This is a genomic window from Enterobacter cloacae complex sp. ECNIH7, from assembly GCF_002208095.1.
Classification (GTDB): domain Bacteria; phylum Pseudomonadota; class Gammaproteobacteria; order Enterobacterales; family Enterobacteriaceae; genus Enterobacter; species Enterobacter cloacae_M.
Map to the genome: position 1 here is coordinate 2,891,868 of NZ_CP017990.1, position 19,282 is coordinate 2,911,149.

Consider the following 19,282-nt stretch of genomic DNA (forward strand, 5'->3'; position numbering starts at 1 on the left):
CCCGGCGAGAACCGTTATTTGCTCATGGTGGCGATGTTGAACACCTGCTCGAGCATCGGATTAAAGGTGAAGCCTTTGACCTCTTTGTTCATCGCCAGCTGGTAGTTTTTCTGGAACAGATAAACGTAGGCCGCCTCGTCGATAACCACCTTCTGTGCCTGCTGGTAATCTTTGGTGCGTTCTGCCTGGTCGGTGGTTTTCAGCGCGGCCTGCAGCAGGGAATCGACCTCTTTGTTCTCATAGAACGAACGGTTGCCCGGCAGCCCTTTTTTGTCCGATTCGAACCAGTAGTTCATGAACATGTACGGGTCAGCAAAGTCCGGGCTCCAGTTGCCGATGGCAATGTCGTAATCGCCTTTTCCGACGCGGTCGCGCATGGTCGCATTGGCCAGTTTTTCCAGCTTGACGTTAATACCGATCTTGCCGAGGCTGGCCTGAGTGGAGAGGGTGATAGGCTCCCAGTTCGGATCGTTGTCCGAGTAGAGGAAGGTCAGGCTGGCGGGTTTGTCTTTGACCTTCTCCAGCGCCGCTTTGGCTTTGGCCTCGTCAAAGCTGTACTGCATTGCCGTGGCGTCAAAGCCCCACATGCCTTCCGGGATCGGGCCGCGCATCTGCTTGCCGTTGCCGCTCAGAATGCCTTTCACCATCCCCTGGTAATCCGTCGCCCAGGAGATGGCCCGGCGTAAATCCACCTGATTGAGCGGCGCTTTACCGTTGTTGAGATAGAGGTAAGTCACGCGCAGGGACGGGTATTCCGCGACGGCGACTTTGCCTTCCTGCTTCAGCGCTGCGAGCTGATCGACCGGCAGGGAGTCGGCAATGTCCAGATCGCCGCGGGAAAGCTGCAGTCGGCGCGAGGCGCTCTCACCGATAATTTTCACCGAAACGCGCTTAAAGTGCGGCTTTTCACCCTGCCAGTGAGGGTTAGGGATCAGGATCAGCTGCTGGCCTTTCTGCCAGCTTTTCAGCATAAACGGCCCGGAACCGGCGGTGTTTTGCGCCAGAAAACCGCGCGCATCGTCTGCGGCATTGGCCTTCAGCACCGCCGGGTTAATGATGGACGCCCCGTCGTTTGCCAGCGTGTAGAGGAAAGGCGCGAAGGGCTGGCTGAGGGTGAACTTCACCGTATGGTCATCGACGGCATCAATTTTCAGGTCTTTCGGGAAGGCTTCAGACGGCCCCTGGCCGAGCTTCAGCAGGCGCTCAAAGGAGAGTTTGACCGCCTCGGCGGTGACCGGCGTGCCGTCGGAAAATTTGGCGTTATCCGCCAGGGTAAAGGTCCACTCTTTCTGGTCGTCGGAAGCTTTCCAGCCCGTCGACAGATCGCCTTCCACCTCGGTAGAGCCCGGCTTGTACTTGACCAGACGCTGGTAGGACGGATAGGTGACGGTCCAGTCGTTGTTATCAATGGTGATGGCAGGATCGAGCGTTTGCGGGGCGGCGGCTTTACCGATCGCCAGCATGTCTTTCGGAACGGCAGCCAGCGCCAGCGGGGCGCTCAGGGCCAGCGTGGCGGCGATCAGGGTCGAAACAAGCGATGTTTTCATGGCAGTGCTCCAGGTTTAAAGAGAAGTGTGCGTCAGGGGAAAACAGGCAAAACGGTCGTCAAGCAGCGGGTAGCTGGCGGCGTTCGGCAGTTCGAAGTGCCACCATTCGCTGCTGATACCGACAAAACCACCGCCGAACATGATGGCGTTCAACAGCAGACGGTTGCGCTGGGCGTGCGGCGGCACGGAAGGGTGATACGGATGCGAGCGGTCGTGCATTTCGTCAAAACCGGCACCCATATCCAGCACGGCGTTATGTTCATCCATCAGGGTGACGTCGATGGCCGTACCGCGGCTGTGATTGGAGCCAATCGCCACGTCGACCACGTATTCCGGGTTCGGGCAGGCATCCCACAGCTGGGCCTGCGCCTGCTGCGGCCGATAGGCGTCGTAGACCACCAGCTTCAGCCCGGCCAGCGAGGCAATGCTGATGGCTTTTGCCAGCGCGGTGGCCGCGTCGGTATGCAGCAGGCACAGCGCCTCCTGATAGATCGGACGGCCGGTGATGTTGTCGGCGGTGGCGTACTTCAGATCGATATGCAGCGTGGGAAACGTCTTCGCCACATCAATCAGTTCACTCTCTTCGGGCATAGCTCCGCTCCTTTAGCGTTCGAATTGACCAAACTCTTGTTGTAATTGCCGGTTTACCGCCAGACGCGCCGGGAGCGCATCACCCAGCGCTTCCACCACGCCCGACAGCAGCAGGTTGAACAGACAGCTCACGGGGGCAAGCGAATCCCAGAAGTGACCGGTATCGGTTTTCACCTGCAGTAAATCAATCGGGTAATCCCGCGCCCACGGGCACCAGATGTCGGTGATTAAGGCCAGCGGAATGCCTTTCTCGCTGGCGACGCGGCAGTACTGGCGGGCCATCGAGGAGTAGGTGCGCGTATCGGTCAGCACGACGTACGGGTGCGAAAACCCCGAGTTGAGGGATTCCACCCAGCTGCCGGAAGCGCCTTCTGAATAGCTCACGCGCGGGCGGAGGTACTCAAGGTGGCTAAAGAAGGCGTTGGCAATCCCGCGCGTGGACTGGATCCCCAGCACAAACACCGCGTCGGCGTGGGCGAGGTTGTGCACCACCTGACGAAAGGCGTCCGTTTGCGCCATCTGGTACACCTGCGTGATGGCATCCACTTCCAGCGACAGGGCGTGCTGACGGCGGCTGGAAAGGGGGCGCTGCTGCTGCCAGGAGTCCAGCCGCTCGTTCATGCCCCAGGGCTGATACGGATCGCGCAGGCTCTTTTTGGCATCCTCCAGGTTGCGATACCCCAGCTTGCGCAGGAAGCGTCCGACGGTAATTCCGCTGGTCCCGCTTGCCTGACCGATGCTCTCCGCCGTTTCAAACGGGATTTGCGCGGCGTGCGCCAGCAGCCAGCTTCCGACCCGCTTTTCGCTGGGCGTGAGCTGGCTGAATGTCGCTTCGATACGGCTCAACATCTCAGGTTTCGTCGTCATACCGCCTCGCTGTTAACAGGCTGTCAAAGGCCGAATTTTTGTTACCGGGTTAACAATGCATGACGCGTGCCAGGTTCACAGGGCGGGTGAAACCCGCTGTGCAGTAAACTTCATGCAATATTTGTTTAACCAATGATCAACATTTGTGCAGCGTAGTTCACTTTTGGTGCACTGTCTGACGCGGCAGATATGAATTTGGTGAATACGTCAGTCCGTTCACATTTTTGATAAGATAGATGTACTGTGAATATAAAAGGGATCCCGGCATGGCAAATTTGCCCTGGCGAGTCAGCGTGCGCCTGATGGCGCTTGCAAAGAAAATAGGGATGGTCGTTGGGATCGTACTGGTCGTCCTGCTGGCGGTTCGGGTCTATCTCTCGCAGCAGGGACCGGAACTGCACCTCTGGCATACCTGGCGGGCCGATGAGATGTCCGTGCGCGAGATGGATAACGCCGATTTTGCCCGGTATATCGCCCGGGAAAATGCCATTTTCGCCGATCTTGATAATGCGGTGACGGCGAAAACAGAGGGCGAGGAACGCACGCCGTTAAACCGCTATTATCGCCAGAGCCTGGTGTGGCCGGGACAGTTTACGCCCGATGCCAACCGCTCCTTTGTGCTGATGCCTGCCGGAAAGCCGCGCGGCGCGGTGGTGCTGCTGCACGGTCTGACGGACTCGCCCTACAGCGTCCGGCGGCTTGCGGTGAACTATCAACAGCACGGCTTTGTGGCCGTGGTCCCGCGCCTGCCCGGGCACGGCACCGCGCCCGGCGCGCTGACCGACGTCGACTGGGAAATGTGGCTCGCGGCAACGCGTCTTGCGGTGCGGGAGGCCACGCGTCTGGCGGGCGAGGCTGCGCCTTTGCACCTGGTGGGTTACTCCAACGGCGGGGCGCTGGCGATGAAATATGCCCTCGATGCGCTGGACGCGCCTTCGCTGCGTAAACCGCAGCAGGTGATACTCCTCTCACCTATGATTGGCGTGACGGCCTTTGCGCGGTTTGCCGGTTTCGCCGGGTTACCGGCGCTGCTGCCGGCGTTTGCCAAAGCGGCGTGGCTGAATATCTCTCCGGAATATAACCCGTACAAATATAACTCGTTCCCGGTGAACGCCGCCCGCCAGTCATGGCTTCTGACGAAGGCTCTGCAGGAGCAAATCGGCCGCGAGGCGCGGGAGAACAGGCTGGCGAATTTGCCGCCGATCCTGGCGTTCCAGTCGGTCATGGATTCCACGGTCAGCACCCGCGCGGTGGCGACCGGCCTGTTTGACCAGCTTCCGGCAAACGGCAGCGAGCTGGTGGTGTTTGACATCAACCAGGCGGCGAGCTTCCGTCCGCTGTTCAAACCGTCGTCGTGGACGGCAACTTCGACGCTGCTGCCGGTTGCGCAGAGGCGTTACGGTGTCACGATTATTACCAATGCCAGCGAGCACAGTTTCTCGACTGTGGCGAAAATCACTCCGGCAGGCAGCACCCGGGAGACGGTCGTGCCGCTGGCGCAGGCCTGGCCGCAGGATGTCTATTCCCTGTCGCATATTGCGGTGCCGTTCCCGCCGGATGACGATCTCTATGGCAGTGAGCCTGGGGTGAAAAACCGCTACGGCATCAGCCTGGGGACGATTGCGCTCTGGGGCGAAACCTCCGTGTTGAGCGTCGGAAAAGAGGCGCTGATGCGGGTCACCTCGAATCCGTTCTACGACTATATGCAGGAGAGGATCGACAGCCGAATTGGCAACGGGGAAAAGTAACGTTCCCCTGTGGTGTGAATATGTTAGGTCGCATTGATTATGTATGTTAAATAGTAGCTTCAAGGCACCTCACTTTCTCATCGGAACCCATTTTTGTGCTGACGACTCTGATTTACCGAAGCCAGTTGAATTTATCCCGCCCCTCCACCGAGCTGCGGGAACTGGTGGAGCGCGCCCGGATCCGCAATGCCAGTCTGAATATCACCGGGGTTCTGCTCGCAAAAGGCAGCGATGTGCTGCAAATACTCGAAGGGTCGGAAGAGAGCGTGCTCAAGCTGTTCCATAAAATCCGTGACGACAAGCGGCACAGTGGAGTGGTTGAGCTGATGCGGGACTATGGCCCGCGCAGGCGCTTCGAAAACGTCGGTATGCTGCTCTTCGATCTGCAGACGCAGTCACCGAAAGAGGTGCTGCAGTCGGTTCTGAATTACAGCAAGCTGGAAAGCTATCTCACATCCGATGACCGGGTGTTCAAATTTATTCAGACGTTTATCACAGGCAAACGTCCGGCCCTGTCGGGTGCACGCTACGTACCTGAAAAATGGACGCTTTCACCCGAGGCGTTGCCCTTTGGCGAACACCTGGGGCTGATGGCCAACCAAACCTGTCAGTTTGCGCTCCAGCCCATCGTTGAGCCCTCGGAAGGGAAGATCAGTTCGCTTGAAGCCCTTATTCGCGGCAACGAAGGCGGTAGCCCGGAGCATTTCTTCAGCGCCCTCGACCCGGACAAAATCTACGAAGTCGATCTCCAGACGAAAGCGTATGCCTTTGCTCTCGCGGAAAAACTGGGCATTGGCAGCCATAAGATTGCGGTAAACCTGCTGCCGATGTCGCTGGTGAATGTCCCCAACGCCGTGGAATTTTTGGTCAGCGAGATAAAAAAACATGGCCTTCAGCCGGAGCAGGTGGTCATTGAAGTGACGGAAAACGAGATGATCTCCGGCTTCAACCAGTTTAATAGCGCCATCAAGCAGCTTCGCGGTGAGGGGATTGGCCTGGCGATCGATGATTTCGGCTCCGGCTATGCCGGTCTTTCGCTGCTGACCCGCTTCCAGCCGGATAAAATTAAGATCGACCGGGAGATAGTCAGCGATATCCACCTCAGCGGCCCGAAGCAGGCGATTGTGCGCTCCATCGTCAGCTGTTGCTCCGATCTCGAAATTACCCTGGTGGCGGAAGGGATCGAGAAGATAGAGGAGTGGTGCTGGCTCGAGTCTGCCGGGATCCGCCGCTTCCAGGGCTTTCTGTTTGCCCGCCCGCAGCTTAATGGCGTCGGTGATATTCACTGGCCGCATCTGGTGCGTTAGCCAATTTTCCTCCCGCGTTATTTCCCCTTCGCACTGCCTGTGCTTAAATAGCTAAAACGGTTTAACATTGTTTAGCTGCGAGGAAAGCATGAAAAAAATCTGGGTACTTGGCGATGCGGTAGTGGATTTGCTGCCCGATGGAGAAGGCAGATTGCTGCAGTGTCCCGGCGGCGCACCGGCAAACGTTGCGGTCGGTATTGCCCGGCTGGGCGGCCAGAGCGCCTTTATCGGCAGGGTTGGCGACGATCCCTTCGGGCGCTTTATGGCGAAAACGCTCGCTGACGAAAAGGTCGACGTGAAGTCTATGCGCCTTGACCCGGCGCACCGCACCTCAACGGTGGTGGTCGATCTCGACGACCACGGCGAACGCTCGTTTACCTTTATGGTGCGCCCGAGCGCCGATCTGTTTCTCGAATCCGCCGATCTGCCGACGTTCAGCGCCGGGGAGTGGCTGCACGTCTGTTCCATCGCGTTAAGCGCAGAGCCGAGCCGTTCTGCGACGTTTGAGGCGATGGCCGCCGTTCGCGAGGCGGGCGGCTACGTCAGCTTCGACCCCAATATTCGCCCGGATCTCTGGCCGGATGAGAACGCGCTGCGCCGCTGCCTGGAGCTGGCCCTGCAGAGCGCTGACGTGGTGAAACTCTCCGTCGAAGAGCTGGCGTTTCTAACCGGAGATGTCGAGGTAAACGTCGGTCTGGACGCGCTGATGGCGCGCTGCCTGGCGCGTCTGGTGCTGGTCACCCAGGGAAAAGAGGGGGTGATCGCCTGGCATGACGGCGCCGTGGAGCACTATCCGGCAACGCCCGTTGAGTGTGTCGATACCACCGGCGCGGGCGATGCTTTCGTGGCGGGGCTGCTCTACGGGCTGGCTGCCGGGCAGGACCTGACGCCGGTCATCGCGCTTGCCCAGCGCTGCGGCGCATTAGCCACCACGGCCAAAGGGGCGATGACCGCATTGCCCTGGCAGCACGATCTGTAATTCCTTCCTCCACTGGCCGCCATCCGGCGGCCTGAATTGTTGCCTCGATCACACTTACTAAAACGGTTTAGCAAAAAAGATTGCCGATCCAAAATTCAGAGGTTTAGTATCAGCAACCTAAACCGGTTTAGCAATTTAGCACTTTTAATGACTTCTTTTAGGGATGCGACAAAATGTATAAAAAACGCAGACTTGCCGTGATGATAGGCATGCTGGCCGGAAGTACCTCTGTTTTTGCCCAAACGGATATGACAAGTATCGAAGCGCGTCTTGCCGCGATGGAGCAGCGCCTCCAGGCGGCGGAAACGCGTGCGCAGGTGGCTGAGAAACGCGCCACGGATGCAGAACAAAAAACGCAGCAGCTGGTTGCCGCGCAGCAGCAGACGCAAACGACCACCCAGGCGGTGGCGCAGCGCACCACCGCGCTGGAGAAGAAGGCGGATCAAAGCAGCGGGTTTGAGTTCCACGGCTACGCCCGTTCGGGCCTGCTGATGAACGATGCGGCCTCCAGCAGCAAAAGCGGTCCTTATCTGACCCCGGCCGGAGAAACCGGCGGCGCGGTAGGGCGTCTGGGTAACGAAGCCGACACCTACGTCGAGCTGAACCTGGAGCACAAGCAAACTCTGGATAACGGGGCCACCACGCGCTTCAAAGCGATGCTGGCCGACGGTCAGAGAACCTATAACGACTGGTCAGCCGATACCAGCGATCTCAATATTCGCCAGGCCTTCGCGGAGCTGGGCAACCTGCCTGATTTTACCGGCGCGCTGAAGGGCAGCACCTTCTGGGCGGGTAAACGCTTCGACCGCGACAACTTTGATATTCACTGGCTGGACTCCGACGTGGTGTTCCTCGCCGGTACCGGCGGCGGCGTCTACGACGTGAAATGGAACGATTCGCTGCGCAGCAACTTCTCCATCTACGGCCGCAACTTCGGCAGCGTGGAGCAGACCGACAATAACGTTCAGAACTATATCCTCAGCATGAACCACTTCGCCGGACCGTTCCAGCTGATGGTGAGCGGCCTGCGGGCGAAGGATAACGACGACCGTAAAGACACCAACGGCGATCTCATCAAAACCGACGCCGCCAATACCGGCGTTCATGCCCTGGTCGGCTTGCATAATGAGAGCTTCTACGGCCTGCGGGAAGGGACAGCCAAAACGGCGCTGCTGTACGGTCACGGGCTGGGTGCGGAAGTGAAAAGCATCGGTTCCGACGGCGCGCTGCTGTCTGAGGCGGATACCTGGCGCTTCGCAAGTTACGGTGTCACGCCTGTCGGCGGCGGCTGGAGCGTTGCGCCCGCGGTGCTGGCGCAGAGCAGTAAAGATCGCTACGTCAAGGGCGACAGCTATGAGTGGGTGACGCTCAACACCCGCCTGATTAAAGAGGTGACGCAGAACTTCGCCCTGGCGTTTGAGGGAAGCTATCAGTACATGGATTTAAATCCGGAAGGCTATAAGGACCGCAACGCCGTCAACGGCAGTTTCTACAAGCTGACCTTTGCGCCGACGTTAAAAGCGAGCAAAATCGGCGATTTCTTCAGCCGTCCGGAGCTGCGTCTGTTTGCCACCTGGATGGACTGGAGCAGCAAACTGGATCATTACGCCAGCGATGATGCCTTTGGCAGCAGCGGCTTCAACGCCGGCGGGGAATGGAACTTTGGGGTCCAGATGGAAACCTGGTTTTAACCCATCACGCTCCCGCCAGGCGGGAGCGTTTCGCACATCATAAAAAGAAGTCAGGCAGAGGTATCTATGGATTTTAATCAAATCGCCCGCGAGCTTATTCCGCTGCTCGGTGGCAAGGAAAATATCGCCAGCGCGGCGCACTGCGCAACGCGTCTTCGTCTGGTGCTGGTCGATGACGCGCTTGCCGATCAGCAGGCGATCGGCAAGGTCGACGGCGTAAAAGGCTGTTTTCGTAACGCCGGGCAGATGCAGGTGATTTTTGGCACGGGCGTGGTCAACAAGGTCTACGCCGCGTTTATTCAGGCTGCGGGGATTAGCGAATCCAGTAAATCTGAGGCCGCGGATCTGGCGGCGCGCAAGCTGAACCCGTTCCAGCGCATTGCCCGTCTGCTCTCCAACATCTTTGTCCCGATCATTCCCGCGATTGTGGCCTCCGGCCTGCTGATGGGCCTGCTCGGCATGGTGAAAACCTACGGCTGGGTCAATGCGGATAACGCTCTCTACATCATGCTGGACATGTGCAGCTCTGCGGCGTTTATCATTCTGCCTATTCTGATCGGCTTTACCGCCGCGCGGGAATTTGGCGGCAACCCGTATCTCGGCGCGACGCTGGGCGGCATTCTGACCCACCCGGCGCTGACCAACGCCTGGGGCGTGGCCTCCGGATTCCACACCATGAACTTCTTCGGCCTTGAGATCGCGATGATTGGCTATCAGGGCACGGTGTTCCCGGTGCTGCTGGCCGTCTGGTTTATGAGCATCGTGGAGAAAAATCTGCGCCGCGCGATCCCGGACGCGTTAGATCTGATCCTGACGCCGTTCCTCACCGTCGTTATCTCCGGCTTTATCGCCTTGCTGATTATCGGCCCGGCGGGGCGCGCCCTGGGCGACGGCATCTCCTTTATCCTGAGCACGTTAATTGAACACGCGGGCTGGCTGGCCGGGCTGCTGTTCGGTGGGCTTTACTCGGTGATTGTGATCACCGGTATTCACCACAGCTTCCACGCGATTGAAGCCGGTCTGCTGGGCAACCCGTCGATTGGCGTGAACTTCCTGCTGCCGATCTGGGCCATGGCGAACGTGGCGCAGGGCGGCGCCTGTCTGGCGGTGTGGTTCAAAACCAAAGATGCCAAAATCAAAGCCATTACCTTACCGTCGGCGTTTTCTGCGATGCTGGGCATCACCGAAGCGGCTATTTTTGGTATCAACCTGCGCTTCGTGAAACCGTTTATCGCCGCGCTGATCGGCGGCGCGGTGGGCGGGGCCTGGGTGGTATCTGTTCATGTTTACATGACCGCCGTTGGGTTGACCGCTATTCCGGGCATGGCCATCGTGCAGGCCAGCTCGCTGCTCAACTATATTATCGGTATGGTGATTGCCTTCGGCGTGGCGTTTACCGTCTCACTGCTGCTGAAATATAAAACGGACTCTGAATAATGACGTTACCTTCCCGCTGGCCTGCGATCCTGCAGGCCGTTATGAAAGGTCAGCCGCGGGCGCTGGCGGACAGCCACTATCCGCAGTGGCACCCCGCGCCGGTGACGGGGCTGATGAACGATCCCAACGGGTTCATCTGGTTTGCCGGCCGCTACCACCTGTTCTATCAGTGGAACCCGCTGGACTGCGAGCATCGGTTTAAATGCTGGGGGCACTGGAGCTCTGCGGACCTGGTGCACTGGCAGCATGAGCCGCTGGCGCTGATGCCGGATGAAGAGTATGACCGCAACGGCTGCTACTCCGGTAGCGCCGTGGACAATCACGGCGTTCTGACCCTGTGCTACACCGGCAACGTCAAGTTCGATGACGGCAGCCGCACGGCCTGGCAGTGCCTCGCCGTGGAACAGCCGGACGGGACCTTTAAGAAGCTGGGGCCGGTGCTGGCGCTGCCGGAAGGCTACACCGGCCACGTGCGCGACCCGAAGGTGTGGCAGCACGACGGGGAGTGGTACATGGTGCTCGGCGCGCAGGATGTGCAAAAGCGCGGCAAGGTGCTGCTGTTTAAATCAGCCGATTTGCACGCCTGGGCGTCCTGCGGGGAAATCGCCGGTCACGGGGTCAACGGCCTGACGGATGCGGGGTATATGTGGGAGTGTCCGGACCTGTTCGCGCTCGACGGAACGCACGTCCTGATCGGCTGTCCGCAGGGGCTGGCGCGCGAGCCGCATCGCTATCTTAACACCTATCCGGCTACCTGGATGAGCGGGGCGTTTGACTATGAAAACGCCGCATTCGATCACGGCGAGCTGCACGAGCTGGACGCGGGCTTTGAGTTTTACGCACCCCAAACGACCCTGGCGGATGACGGACGACGCATTCTGATCGGCTGGATGGGCGTACCGGACGGGGAAGAGATGCTTCAGCCAACCCGGACACACGGCTGGATGCACCAGATGACCTGCCCGCGCGAATTACGCTATCGCGACGGCAGGCTCTGGCAGACCCCGGCTCGCGAGCTGGCGGCGCTGCGTGAAGATGAACAGCGCTGGCAGGGGCGCGCCAGCGAGGCGCCGGACCTGGACGCGACGCGCCTGGAGTTTGAGCTGAGCGCATCGCAGGTGAGCGTCGATTTTGCCGGTGCGCTGCGCCTCAGGGTCGATGAGCAGGGTATACGCCTGGAACGCGCGAGCCTGAAAACCGGCGAAACGCTGACCCGCTACTGGCAGGGCGACGTCAGTCATTTGCGCGTTCTCTGCGACCGCTCCAGCGTTGAAATCTTCATCAATCACGGTGAAGGGGTGATGAGCAGCCGCTATTTTCCTGTCCATCCGGCCCGGGTGCGATTCGAAGGTGCGTCCGATATCACATTACGCTACTGGTCGCTGCGCGCCTGCATGATAGAATGAGGGTTTTGGCAGCCGGATCTAAGTCGTTGTGAGAAAAACAAAACGCGTCACCATTAAAGACATCGCGGAGCTGGCGGGCGTGTCAAAAGCCACCGCCAGCCTGGTCCTGAACGGGCGCAGCAAAGAGCTTCGCGTGGCGGAAGAGACGCGCGAGCGCGTGCTGGCGATTGCAAAAGAGCACCACTATCAGCCCAGCATTCACGCCCGGTCGCTGCGCGATAACCGCAGCCACACCATTGGTCTGGTGGTCCCGGAGATCACCAACTACGGTTTTGCCGTGTTTTCTCACGAGCTGGAAACGCTGTGCCGCGAGGCGGGGGTTCAGCTGCTGATCTCCTGCAGCGGTGAAAACCCGGGGCAGGAGACGGTGGTGGTGAACAACATGGTGGCGCGTCAGGTTGACGGACTGATTGTGGCCTCCAGCATGCTTAACGATGCGGACTACCACAAGCTGAGCGAGCAGCTGCCCGTTGTCCTGTTTGACCGCCACATCAACGACAGCGCGCTGCCGCTGGTCATCACCGACTCCATTACCCCGACGGCGGAACTGGTGGCCGACATTGCGCGCCAGCATCCTGATGAATTCTACTTCCTCGGCGGCCAGCCGCGCCTTTCTCCGACGCGCGATCGTCTGGAAGGGTTTAAACAAGGTCTGCGAGAGGCTGGCGTGGAGCTGCGCCCGGAGTGGATCATTCACGGCAACTATCACCCGAGCTCCGGTTACGAGATGTTTGCTGAACTCTGCGCCCGTCTGGGGCGTCCGCCAAAAGCGCTGTTCGCCGCCGCATGCGGGCTGCTGGAAGGGGTGCTGCGCTATATGGGCCAGCACAACCTGCTGCAAAGCGATATCAGGTTAGCCAGCTTTGACGATCACTATCTCTACGATTCGCTGACGATCCCGGTGAATACTATTCGTCAGGATAACCGCCAGCTGGCGTGGCACTGCTTTGATTTGATTAGCAAATTGATCGAAGGGGAGACGCCGCAGCCGTTGCAGCGCAAGCTCAATGCCACCCTGCAGCGACGCTATAAGCCAGCGAAATAGCCCGGTTCGATACTTCAATAACTTTAATTAATTTAAGTTTTGGAATGGCCGATAACCATAAGGAATAATTCTCCTTGAGGTATTGGTTTATGTCGTTGAAAAAGTCGTCCCTGATCGTCCTGTTCTCGCTGCTTTTCTTCTTTGTTGTGAGCATTGTCACCAGCGTTGGCCTCATCATAAAAAGTAATAATTCCCTGGATAACGTTAACAAAGAGATCCAGGTTGTGCTGTCTATTATTGACCCCATCAACCACAGCCGTACGCTGCGCGTGCGGGTGATGGAGTATGTGAAGATGGTGGAAGCGGGCAACTCGGCGGACGGCGCTGCTAAGCTTACCGCCGTGAAAGAGGCGCTGACCAAAGCGGACCACGCCTTTGCGGCCTTTATGGCTTCACCGCGTCTGACGGATGAAGCGCCGCTGGTGACTGCCTATCAGGACGCCTGGCAAAACTACCGCAACCAGGGGCTGGCGCCGCTGATCGACGCCGCCGAGGCGCACGATATCGCCAAATTCAACGCGCTGATCCCGGAAGTCTCCCGTCTTGACCGCCAGTACGAGATCGTTCTCGACCAGGTCCTTTCCGTCCACCAGAAATACGCCAAAAGCCTGAACGAGGATGCGAGCAGCAATTTCGTCTCCGGCCTGGCGATCATTGCCGCTATCGCCAGCCTGTTTGTGGTGGTGATTGTCGCCGTCAGCCTGCTGATGAAGCGCTTTGTCTTTGCGCCGGTAAACCTGGCGCGCGAGCACTGCAGCCAGATTGCGGCGGGCAAGCTGGACGTTCCGGTACCGGTCAAGGGGAGCGCACATAACGAAATCGATCATCTTATGAGCTCAATGGAGCAGATGCGTCAGGCGCTGCTGGCGACCATCGCCCAGGTGCGCGATGCGAGCCATACCGTAACGCACGCGGCGCAGGAGATTGCCTCCGGAAATATCGACCTGGCGTCACGTACCGAACAGCAGGCTTCCGCGTTGACCCAGACGGCGGCCAGCATGGAAGAGCTGAGCGCGACGGTGGCGAACAATACCGACAACGTTTATCAGGCCGGAAAGCTGGTGCAGGACGCGGTGAAAAATGCCCACACCGGTGAAGCGGTGACCCGTGAAGTCATTGACACGATGAATACCATCGCGGCGAACTCGAAGCGCATCGAAGACATTACCAGCGTGATTAACAGCATCGCCTTCCAGACCAACATTCTGGCGCTGAACGCGGCGGTTGAAGCGGCGCGCGCCGGCACGCAGGGTCGCGGCTTTGCGGTCGTGGCCAGCGAGGTACGCACCCTGGCGCAGAAAAGCGCGGTGGCGGCTAAGGACATCGAGAGCCTGATTGCGCAGTCGGTTTCCAGCGTGAAAAACGGCGCGGAGCTGGTGAGCCGCTCGGGCGAGGTGATTGACTCGATTATTTCGTCAGTGAATAAAGTGAATACGCTGATGGAGCAGATCTCCGTCGCCTCCGAAGAGCAGAGCCGCGGGATCGGCCAGGTCGGCCAGGCGGTGACCGAGATGGACGGCGTCACCCAGCAGAACGCCGCGCTGGTGCAGCAGTCCGCTGCGGCAGCGGCATCGCTGGAAGAGCAGGCGCAGCAGCTTTCACGGAGTATTTCGAGTTTTAGGTTGCCGGTGCAGGCTTGATGGTATCAGGCGAGGCTCCCTCTGGAGCCTCGCCGTTTACTACCTTCACTAATGGACATCTCAAAAAATGCATGGAGTTATAACGGGTACACTTACAGTCGCAATACCCCCTTACAGAGCCATTATCGAAAGCTACCTTTCTGTGAAAGGCGGCTTTATACTTTTATCTATGAACTTTGATTTTGCATCGATAATTTATAATTTACGACATGAGTGCTGGCGCGATTGAATTGGTATAATGAAAATCCCCACAAAACGCTAGTGATACAATAAATGTAAGAAATAAGCCTTAGCGTATTTTTCCTGCTATTTACGGACTGGATTTCTTTTTCAAGCCACCATTTATACGACAGTCTATCATCAAGTAGCTTCGTGCATGCTATAGAGAACATTGAGTCCTTAGGAATTTAACCTGTAATAGTCTTGCAATCCTCTTTACTATGGACGGTGGCATTATCAATAGATCTGTTAAATGATGTTATAATCAGTTTTTCTTTAGAAAGATAATAACTAAATTCCTTGTGATCGATCTTGACGAATCCATCAACAATTTGGGTTTGCTCAATCCATGCATAATTCCCCATGATAAATATAACCAGTCCCATTAGATAGGATAAGATTAATTTCTTTTTCGACATCTTTATGGTGATGTCTCCCCATGAACTGGTAAATAAAAACCATGATGGTTTTAGTACCCCCTCATTTAACCCTCTTTGTATTAGTCTTGCGTCGTTTAAATTGGTGGTGTTAATTCCATTGGTTATTTTGAATAGTTGGATATCAAACCATTTGTCATCAAGTTTTTTCATTCTTGCATCTGAGTAACCAATTGCCAGATAGCGAAAGACAAATCTTAGTAAGTTAGACATTCCATATGCTCTATTCACAATCACGATAAATACAGCGACATAGATAAAGTAAATTATAAAATCCTTATTTTTAAAGTTTTCAAAGAACATTTTGGCGCCTCAATATTAGGTGGTAATTCATAAATCGGCAGTTGTTAGCAAAACTTTAATGCCTCGGGCGGTCTGCAATTAATTAATTTTGTGACATTTTATACAACCTTGCATTATCATTACTTTATTATCTTGAGAAAGGAGCAACATCGAAAATGGGAAAGCGCAAGGGTGCTCTGGTTTATGTCCTGACCGTCATTATATTTTTGCTTATTATTCCTGAGATCATTTTGCGTGTATGCACGTCCGAGCAACTTGGCCGTATCAGCGACTTCACCAGTTTAGGTGGCTTGTTAAATCCACTATTATCCTTGCTTATCTTCCTGGCACTAGTGTCAATCATACTGGCCATTATTGCTATCGCATTGGTTAAGCGACTTCTTCGTACGCGATGATTTGCTTTCGAGCGACTCATAGCACCCGTCAGCCGTTACCGCTATGAGTCTAAATCGTCAGCCCAAAAAATTTTATTCACCCCAGCAATATTTCCCTTCCTCATCCGTCTACTTCATCACAAGCCATAATCAGTTACTGTAAACGAGGTAAACACAATGAGAGATTTTGAACTGCACGGCAGAGGTCACGGGCGCGGATTCGGTCGCCACCGTATGGGTAAGGGTTTAGTCATCGGCGCGGTGATTTTCATCGTGCTCGGCCTGGTGGTGATGACCCTGTGGAACGCCTTGCTCCCGGCCATTCTCGGCGTTAAGGCTATTGGCTTCTGGCAGGCGCTGGGCATTCTGGTGCTGAGCCGCATTCTGTTTGGCGGGTTAGGTTTCCGCCCGGGGATGTTTGGCGCGCACCGCCGCATGCACGAGCGCTGGATGAACATGACGCCCGAACAGCGCGAGGCGTTTATTCAGCAGCGCCGCGAAGGGTTTGGTCGCCACGGTCGCGGCCACTGCGGCTGGCACGGTCATCGTGACGATAAGCGCGACGACGCCACGCCAAAAGCGCCGGAAGCAGAGTGAGCGAGATGAAAGCCGGGCTGGCGGGTGGATCCATGCTGATGTCGGCGCTCAATGCCTGCCGCGCCCGGCTGAAAGCCTTCATTCGCGGACGGACGTCCGTTCGCGATGATGCCGACGACATTTTGCAGGAAGTCACCTATCAGCTGATGAAAGTGGAGCAGCCGGTCGAAAACGTCGCCGCCTGGCTGTTCCGCGCGGCGCGTAACGAGATGACCGACCGGGCGCGTAAGAAGCGCGAGGTGTCGCTCTCCGGTTATTTTACGGGCGAAGACGACGACGGTTTCCCGGAAGACGAGCTGGCCGAAACCCTGTTTGGCGTACCGCACACGCCAGAAGAGGAGTACCTCAAGACGCTGCTGTGGGAAGAGCTGGGGCAGGCGCTGTCTGAACTGCCGCCGCCGCAGCGGGAGGCGTTTGAAAAGACCGAGCTCCACGGCTACAGCATTAAAATGCTGGCAGAGGAGACGGGCGCCAGCGAACAGGCGCTGTTATCCCGCAAGCACAAGGCGGTGCTGTTTCTGCGCACGCGGCTGCGGGACGTCTATGACGCGCTGACGGGCGAATAGCGGCGACAGACAAAACCTTACACTTCCGGCACTTGTAGATTCATCACTATCGTTTATGATCGGGGCATCTTGTCACTCTGGAACGTTATGCGCAACCGTCAGCTCCTCGGAAAATGGCTTTTGATCGTCACCTGTCTCGCGATGGCGCTTTGCCTCGTGCAGCGTGCGGTGATGCTCAACCATTTTTTACAGGGACTGGATCCGCAGATTTCTCTGAGTGCTGATGCCCCAACGCAAACCAGCACCGAGCAGTCCGGGCCATCGCCCTGTCAGCTAGGCGCTCACTCGCTTCTCTGCGCCCAGCCGCTGTTCTTCGACGGCGCGCTACCGGCCATTATTATCTTCTTCGCGCTGCTGCAGCTGTTTACGCAAGGGCGGGCATTGGCTCCCGCAGAACAGCCCGTTCAGGCACCGCCTCCCCGAATACACCTGAAAAACTGCGTTTTCCGTGAATGAAAATCATCGTCCTCACACGATAATTTTCACTGTTCACGGAGTAAAACATGGTTAACCTCTTCAGGGGATTCGTCTTCCTGTGGCTATCCTGCATCGGCATTGTCCATGCGGCAGACACCGGCTGGCAGGTTTCCCCACAAAACGATCACGCCCGCATCCGCTTTCAGGCGGAGAGGGAGCAAACGCACGTTAAAGGCCTGCTCACCGTTGAGCTAAAGCCCGGCTGGAAAACCTACTGGCGATCGCCGGGCGAGGGCGGCGTCGCGCCAAAAATCAGCTGGCCGGAAGGCGTAACGGATAGCTGGTCCTGGCCGGTCCCGTCGCGCTTCGATATCTCCGGCATGACCACGCAGGGCTATCACGATAAGGTCACTATCCCGATTACGCTCGACGGGGTGAAGGGCGACACGCTCGACGGGACGCTCACGCTCTCGACGTGCAGTAACGTCTGCCTGCTGACGGACTACCCGCTGCATCTCGATTTTACACAGCCGGTGGACGAAGGCTTCCGCAGCGAGTTCGAGCAGGCGATGCGTGCCGTGCCCGGTACGTCAGGCGTATCCGCGGATCTCTCCGCCTGGCTCGCTGGCGACAAGCTGGTGATTACCGGCACGACGGACGGGAAGTGGGATAACCCGGGGATCTACTTTGACCCGCTGGAGGATGACATTCTTCCCGGCGAGCCGGTCATCAAACACGACGGCAATACGCTTCGGGTGACGGTACCCGTGACCGACGAATGGGGAGACAAGCCCGCCTCGCTGGAGGGCAAGAGGCTGTCGTTTGTGCTGACCAGTGGTGGTCACGCGCAGCAAACCACCATGAGCGTTGGCGCGACGCCCGTAGCGCCCTCTGCGCCTGAAGGGACGGGCAAAATGGTGCTCTTTGCGCTGCTGGGCGGGCTGATCCTCAACCTGATGCCCTGCGTGCTGCCGGTCATGGGGATGAAGCTTAACAGCATCCTGCAGGCGGGATCGGACAGGCGCGCCATCAGGCTGCGCTTTCTGGCCACCAGCGCCGGGATCCTCACCTCCTTTATGCTGCTGGCGGGAATGGTGACCGCGCTGAAGCTGGCCGGGGCGTCGCTGGGGTGGGGTATTCAGTTCCAGAACCCGTGGTTTATCGGCCTGATGGTCGCCGTCACCTTCCTGTTTGCGCTGAACCTGTTTGGCGTGTTTGAGATGCTGTTGCCTTCCGCCGCTACGGGACGGTTGGCTACGGCAGGTGGCGCGGGGATTGGCGGCAGCTTCTGCGAAGGGATGTTCGCCACGCTGCTGGCGACGCCGTGCTCCGCGCCGTTCCTCGGTACGGCGGTCGCCTTTGCCCTTGGCGCACCGCTGCACTCCCTGTGGCTGATCTTCCTGATGCTCGGCGTGGGCATGAGCCTGCCGTGGCTGTTTGTCGCTCTGGTGCCGAAAACGGCCATGCTGCTGCCGAAACCCGGCCGCTGGATGAATACGCTAAAAGTCGTTCTGGGCCTGATGATGCTCGCCTCCAGCCTGTGGCTGGCGACATTGTTAAGCGTGCATCTGGGCGAGGCGGTCAGCCAGATTGTGATGCTGGTGCTCATCGCCGTCGCGCTCGCGCTGTTAGCCCTGAAGGGGCAAAAAACCTCACCGCTGTTCTGGCTCGTGATTATCTCGCTGTCGGCGCTCGGCGGGTATCAGGCGCGCGGCCTGCTTAACGCGCCGCCTGACGCTCCGGCGCAGAATGCCGCTCAGTCCATCCCGTGGCAGCCGCTCAGCGAGGAGGCCATCCAGCAGGCGCTGGCGCAGGGGAAGCGGGTGTTTGTGGATATCTCGGCGGACTGGTGCGTGACCTGCAAAGTTAACGAGCATCGGGTGCTGAATCAGCCGGACGTCATTGCCGCGCTGCGCCAGCCGGACGTGGTGGCCCTGCGCGGAGACTGGAGCCAGCCGTCCGCGTTTATCGCGGATTTTCTGGCGAAGCGAAACCGTTACGCTATTCCGTTTAACGCGGTGTATGGCCCCGGCCTGTCTGACGGCGAAATCCTCTCGCCGCTGCTGGACAAGCGCACCCTCATCACCACCCTGAACAACGCAAAAGGCTAA

General features: G+C 58.0%; 17 protein-coding genes. 13 read left to right on the forward strand and 4 right to left on the reverse strand.

Going from position 1 to position 19,282, the window contains the following annotated elements:
* Window positions 1-14: 14 nt before the first annotated feature.
* From WM95_RS14225 to WM95_RS14235, 3 genes are read right to left on the reverse strand one after another with little or no spacing between them, the layout of a single operon-like run.
* Window positions 15-1,547: an ABC transporter substrate-binding protein gene (locus WM95_RS14225; RefSeq protein WP_088544813.1), complete on the reverse strand. Its 1,533-nt coding sequence runs from the start codon at window positions 1,545-1,547 to the stop codon at window positions 15-17.
* A gap of 15 nt (window positions 1,548-1,562) precedes the next feature.
* Window positions 1,563-2,138 carry a D-alanyl-D-alanine dipeptidase gene (gene ddpX / locus WM95_RS14230; protein WP_023311885.1) on the reverse strand — a complete coding sequence of 192 codons (576 nt, stop codon included), beginning with the start codon at window positions 2,136-2,138 and terminating at the stop codon, window positions 1,563-1,565.
* 12 nt (window positions 2,139-2,150) lie between these two features.
* Window positions 2,151-3,005, reverse strand: a complete 855-nt coding sequence (locus WM95_RS14235; protein WP_063409695.1) for a MurR/RpiR family transcriptional regulator — start codon at window positions 3,003-3,005, stop codon at window positions 2,151-2,153.
* Between the two features lie 266 nt (window positions 3,006-3,271).
* Between WM95_RS14235 and WM95_RS14240 the strand changes: the two genes are divergently transcribed.
* From WM95_RS14240 to WM95_RS14275, 8 genes are all read left to right on the forward strand, one after another.
* Window positions 3,272-4,753, forward strand: coding sequence for an alpha/beta hydrolase (locus tag WM95_RS14240; RefSeq protein WP_063409694.1), 1,482 nt, complete (start codon window positions 3,272-3,274; stop codon window positions 4,751-4,753).
* A gap of 95 nt (window positions 4,754-4,848) precedes the next feature.
* Window positions 4,849-6,060 (forward strand): diguanylate phosphodiesterase, encoded by a 1,212-nt coding sequence (locus tag WM95_RS14245; protein ID WP_047174375.1) that lies wholly within the window; start codon window positions 4,849-4,851, stop codon window positions 6,058-6,060.
* A gap of 88 nt (window positions 6,061-6,148) precedes the next feature.
* A complete protein-coding gene (locus WM95_RS14250; protein WP_063409693.1) occupies window positions 6,149-7,039 on the forward strand; it encodes an aminoimidazole riboside kinase in 891 nt (296 codons plus the stop codon).
* Between the two features lie 173 nt (window positions 7,040-7,212).
* Entirely contained in the window at window positions 7,213-8,730 is a 1,518-nt protein-coding gene (locus WM95_RS14255; RefSeq protein ID WP_063409692.1) for a carbohydrate porin, read from the forward strand.
* 66 nt (window positions 8,731-8,796) lie between these two features.
* Complete coding sequence (locus tag WM95_RS14260; protein WP_032656958.1) at window positions 8,797-10,167, forward strand: sucrose-specific PTS transporter subunit IIBC; 1,371 nt, start codon at window positions 8,797-8,799, stop codon at window positions 10,165-10,167.
* Window positions 10,167-11,573, forward strand: a complete 1,407-nt coding sequence (locus WM95_RS14265) for a sucrose-6-phosphate hydrolase (RefSeq protein WP_063409691.1) — start codon at window positions 10,167-10,169, stop codon at window positions 11,571-11,573. The genes WM95_RS14260 and WM95_RS14265 overlap by 1 nt, the downstream gene beginning before the upstream one ends.
* Before the next feature lie 28 nt (window positions 11,574-11,601).
* Window positions 11,602-12,618, forward strand: a complete 1,017-nt coding sequence (locus WM95_RS14270) for a LacI family DNA-binding transcriptional regulator (RefSeq protein ID WP_088544814.1) — start codon at window positions 11,602-11,604, stop codon at window positions 12,616-12,618.
* An 89-nt stretch (window positions 12,619-12,707) separates the two neighbouring features.
* The gene (locus WM95_RS14275) at window positions 12,708-14,258 is read left to right on the forward strand and encodes a methyl-accepting chemotaxis protein (RefSeq protein WP_063409689.1); all 1,551 of its coding nucleotides are present in this window, start codon (window positions 12,708-12,710) and stop codon (window positions 14,256-14,258) included.
* 407 nt (window positions 14,259-14,665) lie between these two features.
* Here WM95_RS14275 and WM95_RS14280 read toward each other — a convergent pair whose 3' ends face one another.
* On the reverse strand, window positions 14,666-15,217 hold the full coding sequence (locus WM95_RS14280; protein WP_088544815.1) for a hypothetical protein: 552 nt from the start codon (window positions 15,215-15,217) through the stop codon (window positions 14,666-14,668).
* 155 nt (window positions 15,218-15,372) lie between these two features.
* On the opposite strand from WM95_RS14280, the gene WM95_RS14285 reads away from it, so the two are divergent.
* From WM95_RS14285 to WM95_RS14305, 5 genes are all read left to right on the forward strand, one after another.
* Window positions 15,373-15,612: a hypothetical protein gene (locus tag WM95_RS14285; protein WP_032668446.1), complete on the forward strand. Its 240-nt coding sequence runs from the start codon at window positions 15,373-15,375 to the stop codon at window positions 15,610-15,612.
* A gap of 156 nt (window positions 15,613-15,768) precedes the next feature.
* Complete coding sequence (locus tag WM95_RS14290) at window positions 15,769-16,188, forward strand: hypothetical protein (protein WP_023311873.1); 420 nt, start codon at window positions 15,769-15,771, stop codon at window positions 16,186-16,188.
* A 5-nt stretch (window positions 16,189-16,193) separates the two neighbouring features.
* Entirely contained in the window at window positions 16,194-16,754 is a 561-nt protein-coding gene (locus WM95_RS14295) for an RNA polymerase sigma factor (protein WP_081247961.1), read from the forward strand.
* A gap of 87 nt (window positions 16,755-16,841) precedes the next feature.
* Window positions 16,842-17,210 carry a hypothetical protein gene (locus WM95_RS14300; RefSeq protein WP_063409686.1) on the forward strand — a complete coding sequence of 123 codons (369 nt, stop codon included), beginning with the start codon at window positions 16,842-16,844 and terminating at the stop codon, window positions 17,208-17,210.
* Window positions 17,211-17,257: 47 nt separating this feature from the next.
* A complete protein-coding gene (locus WM95_RS14305; protein WP_063409685.1) occupies window positions 17,258-19,282 on the forward strand; it encodes a protein-disulfide reductase DsbD family protein in 2,025 nt (674 codons plus the stop codon).

Bases quoted from the DNA above. Each gene is read 5' to 3' on its own strand.
- WM95_RS14280 (WP_088544815.1), bottom strand. From the start codon at position 15,217: ATGTTCTTTGAAAACTTTAAAAATAAGGATTTTATAATTTACTTTATC.
- WM95_RS14305 (WP_063409685.1), top strand. From the start codon at position 17,258: ATGGTTAACCTCTTCAGGGGATTCGTCTTCCTGTGGCTATCCTGCATC.
- WM95_RS14235 (WP_063409695.1), bottom strand. From the start codon at position 3,005: ATGACGACGAAACCTGAGATGTTGAGCCGTATCGAAGCGACATTCAGC.
- WM95_RS14255 (WP_063409692.1), top strand. From the start codon at position 7,213: ATGTATAAAAAACGCAGACTTGCCGTGATGATAGGCATGCTGGCCGGA.
- WM95_RS14260 (WP_032656958.1), top strand. From the start codon at position 8,797: ATGGATTTTAATCAAATCGCCCGCGAGCTTATTCCGCTGCTCGGTGGC.
- WM95_RS14285 (WP_032668446.1), top strand. From the start codon at position 15,373: ATGGGAAAGCGCAAGGGTGCTCTGGTTTATGTCCTGACCGTCATTATA.
- WM95_RS14295 (WP_081247961.1), top strand. From the start codon at position 16,194: ATGAAAGCCGGGCTGGCGGGTGGATCCATGCTGATGTCGGCGCTCAAT.
- WM95_RS14265 (WP_063409691.1), top strand. From the start codon at position 10,167: ATGACGTTACCTTCCCGCTGGCCTGCGATCCTGCAGGCCGTTATGAAA.
- WM95_RS14275 (WP_063409689.1), top strand. From the start codon at position 12,708: ATGTCGTTGAAAAAGTCGTCCCTGATCGTCCTGTTCTCGCTGCTTTTC.
- ddpX (WP_023311885.1), bottom strand. From the start codon at position 2,138: ATGCCCGAAGAGAGTGAACTGATTGATGTGGCGAAGACGTTTCCCACG.
- WM95_RS14225 (WP_088544813.1), bottom strand. From the start codon at position 1,547: ATGAAAACATCGCTTGTTTCGACCCTGATCGCCGCCACGCTGGCCCTG.
- WM95_RS14240 (WP_063409694.1), top strand. From the start codon at position 3,272: ATGGCAAATTTGCCCTGGCGAGTCAGCGTGCGCCTGATGGCGCTTGCA.
- WM95_RS14300 (WP_063409686.1), top strand. From the start codon at position 16,842: ATGCGCAACCGTCAGCTCCTCGGAAAATGGCTTTTGATCGTCACCTGT.
- WM95_RS14250 (WP_063409693.1), top strand. From the start codon at position 6,149: ATGAAAAAAATCTGGGTACTTGGCGATGCGGTAGTGGATTTGCTGCCC.
- WM95_RS14290 (WP_023311873.1), top strand. From the start codon at position 15,769: ATGAGAGATTTTGAACTGCACGGCAGAGGTCACGGGCGCGGATTCGGT.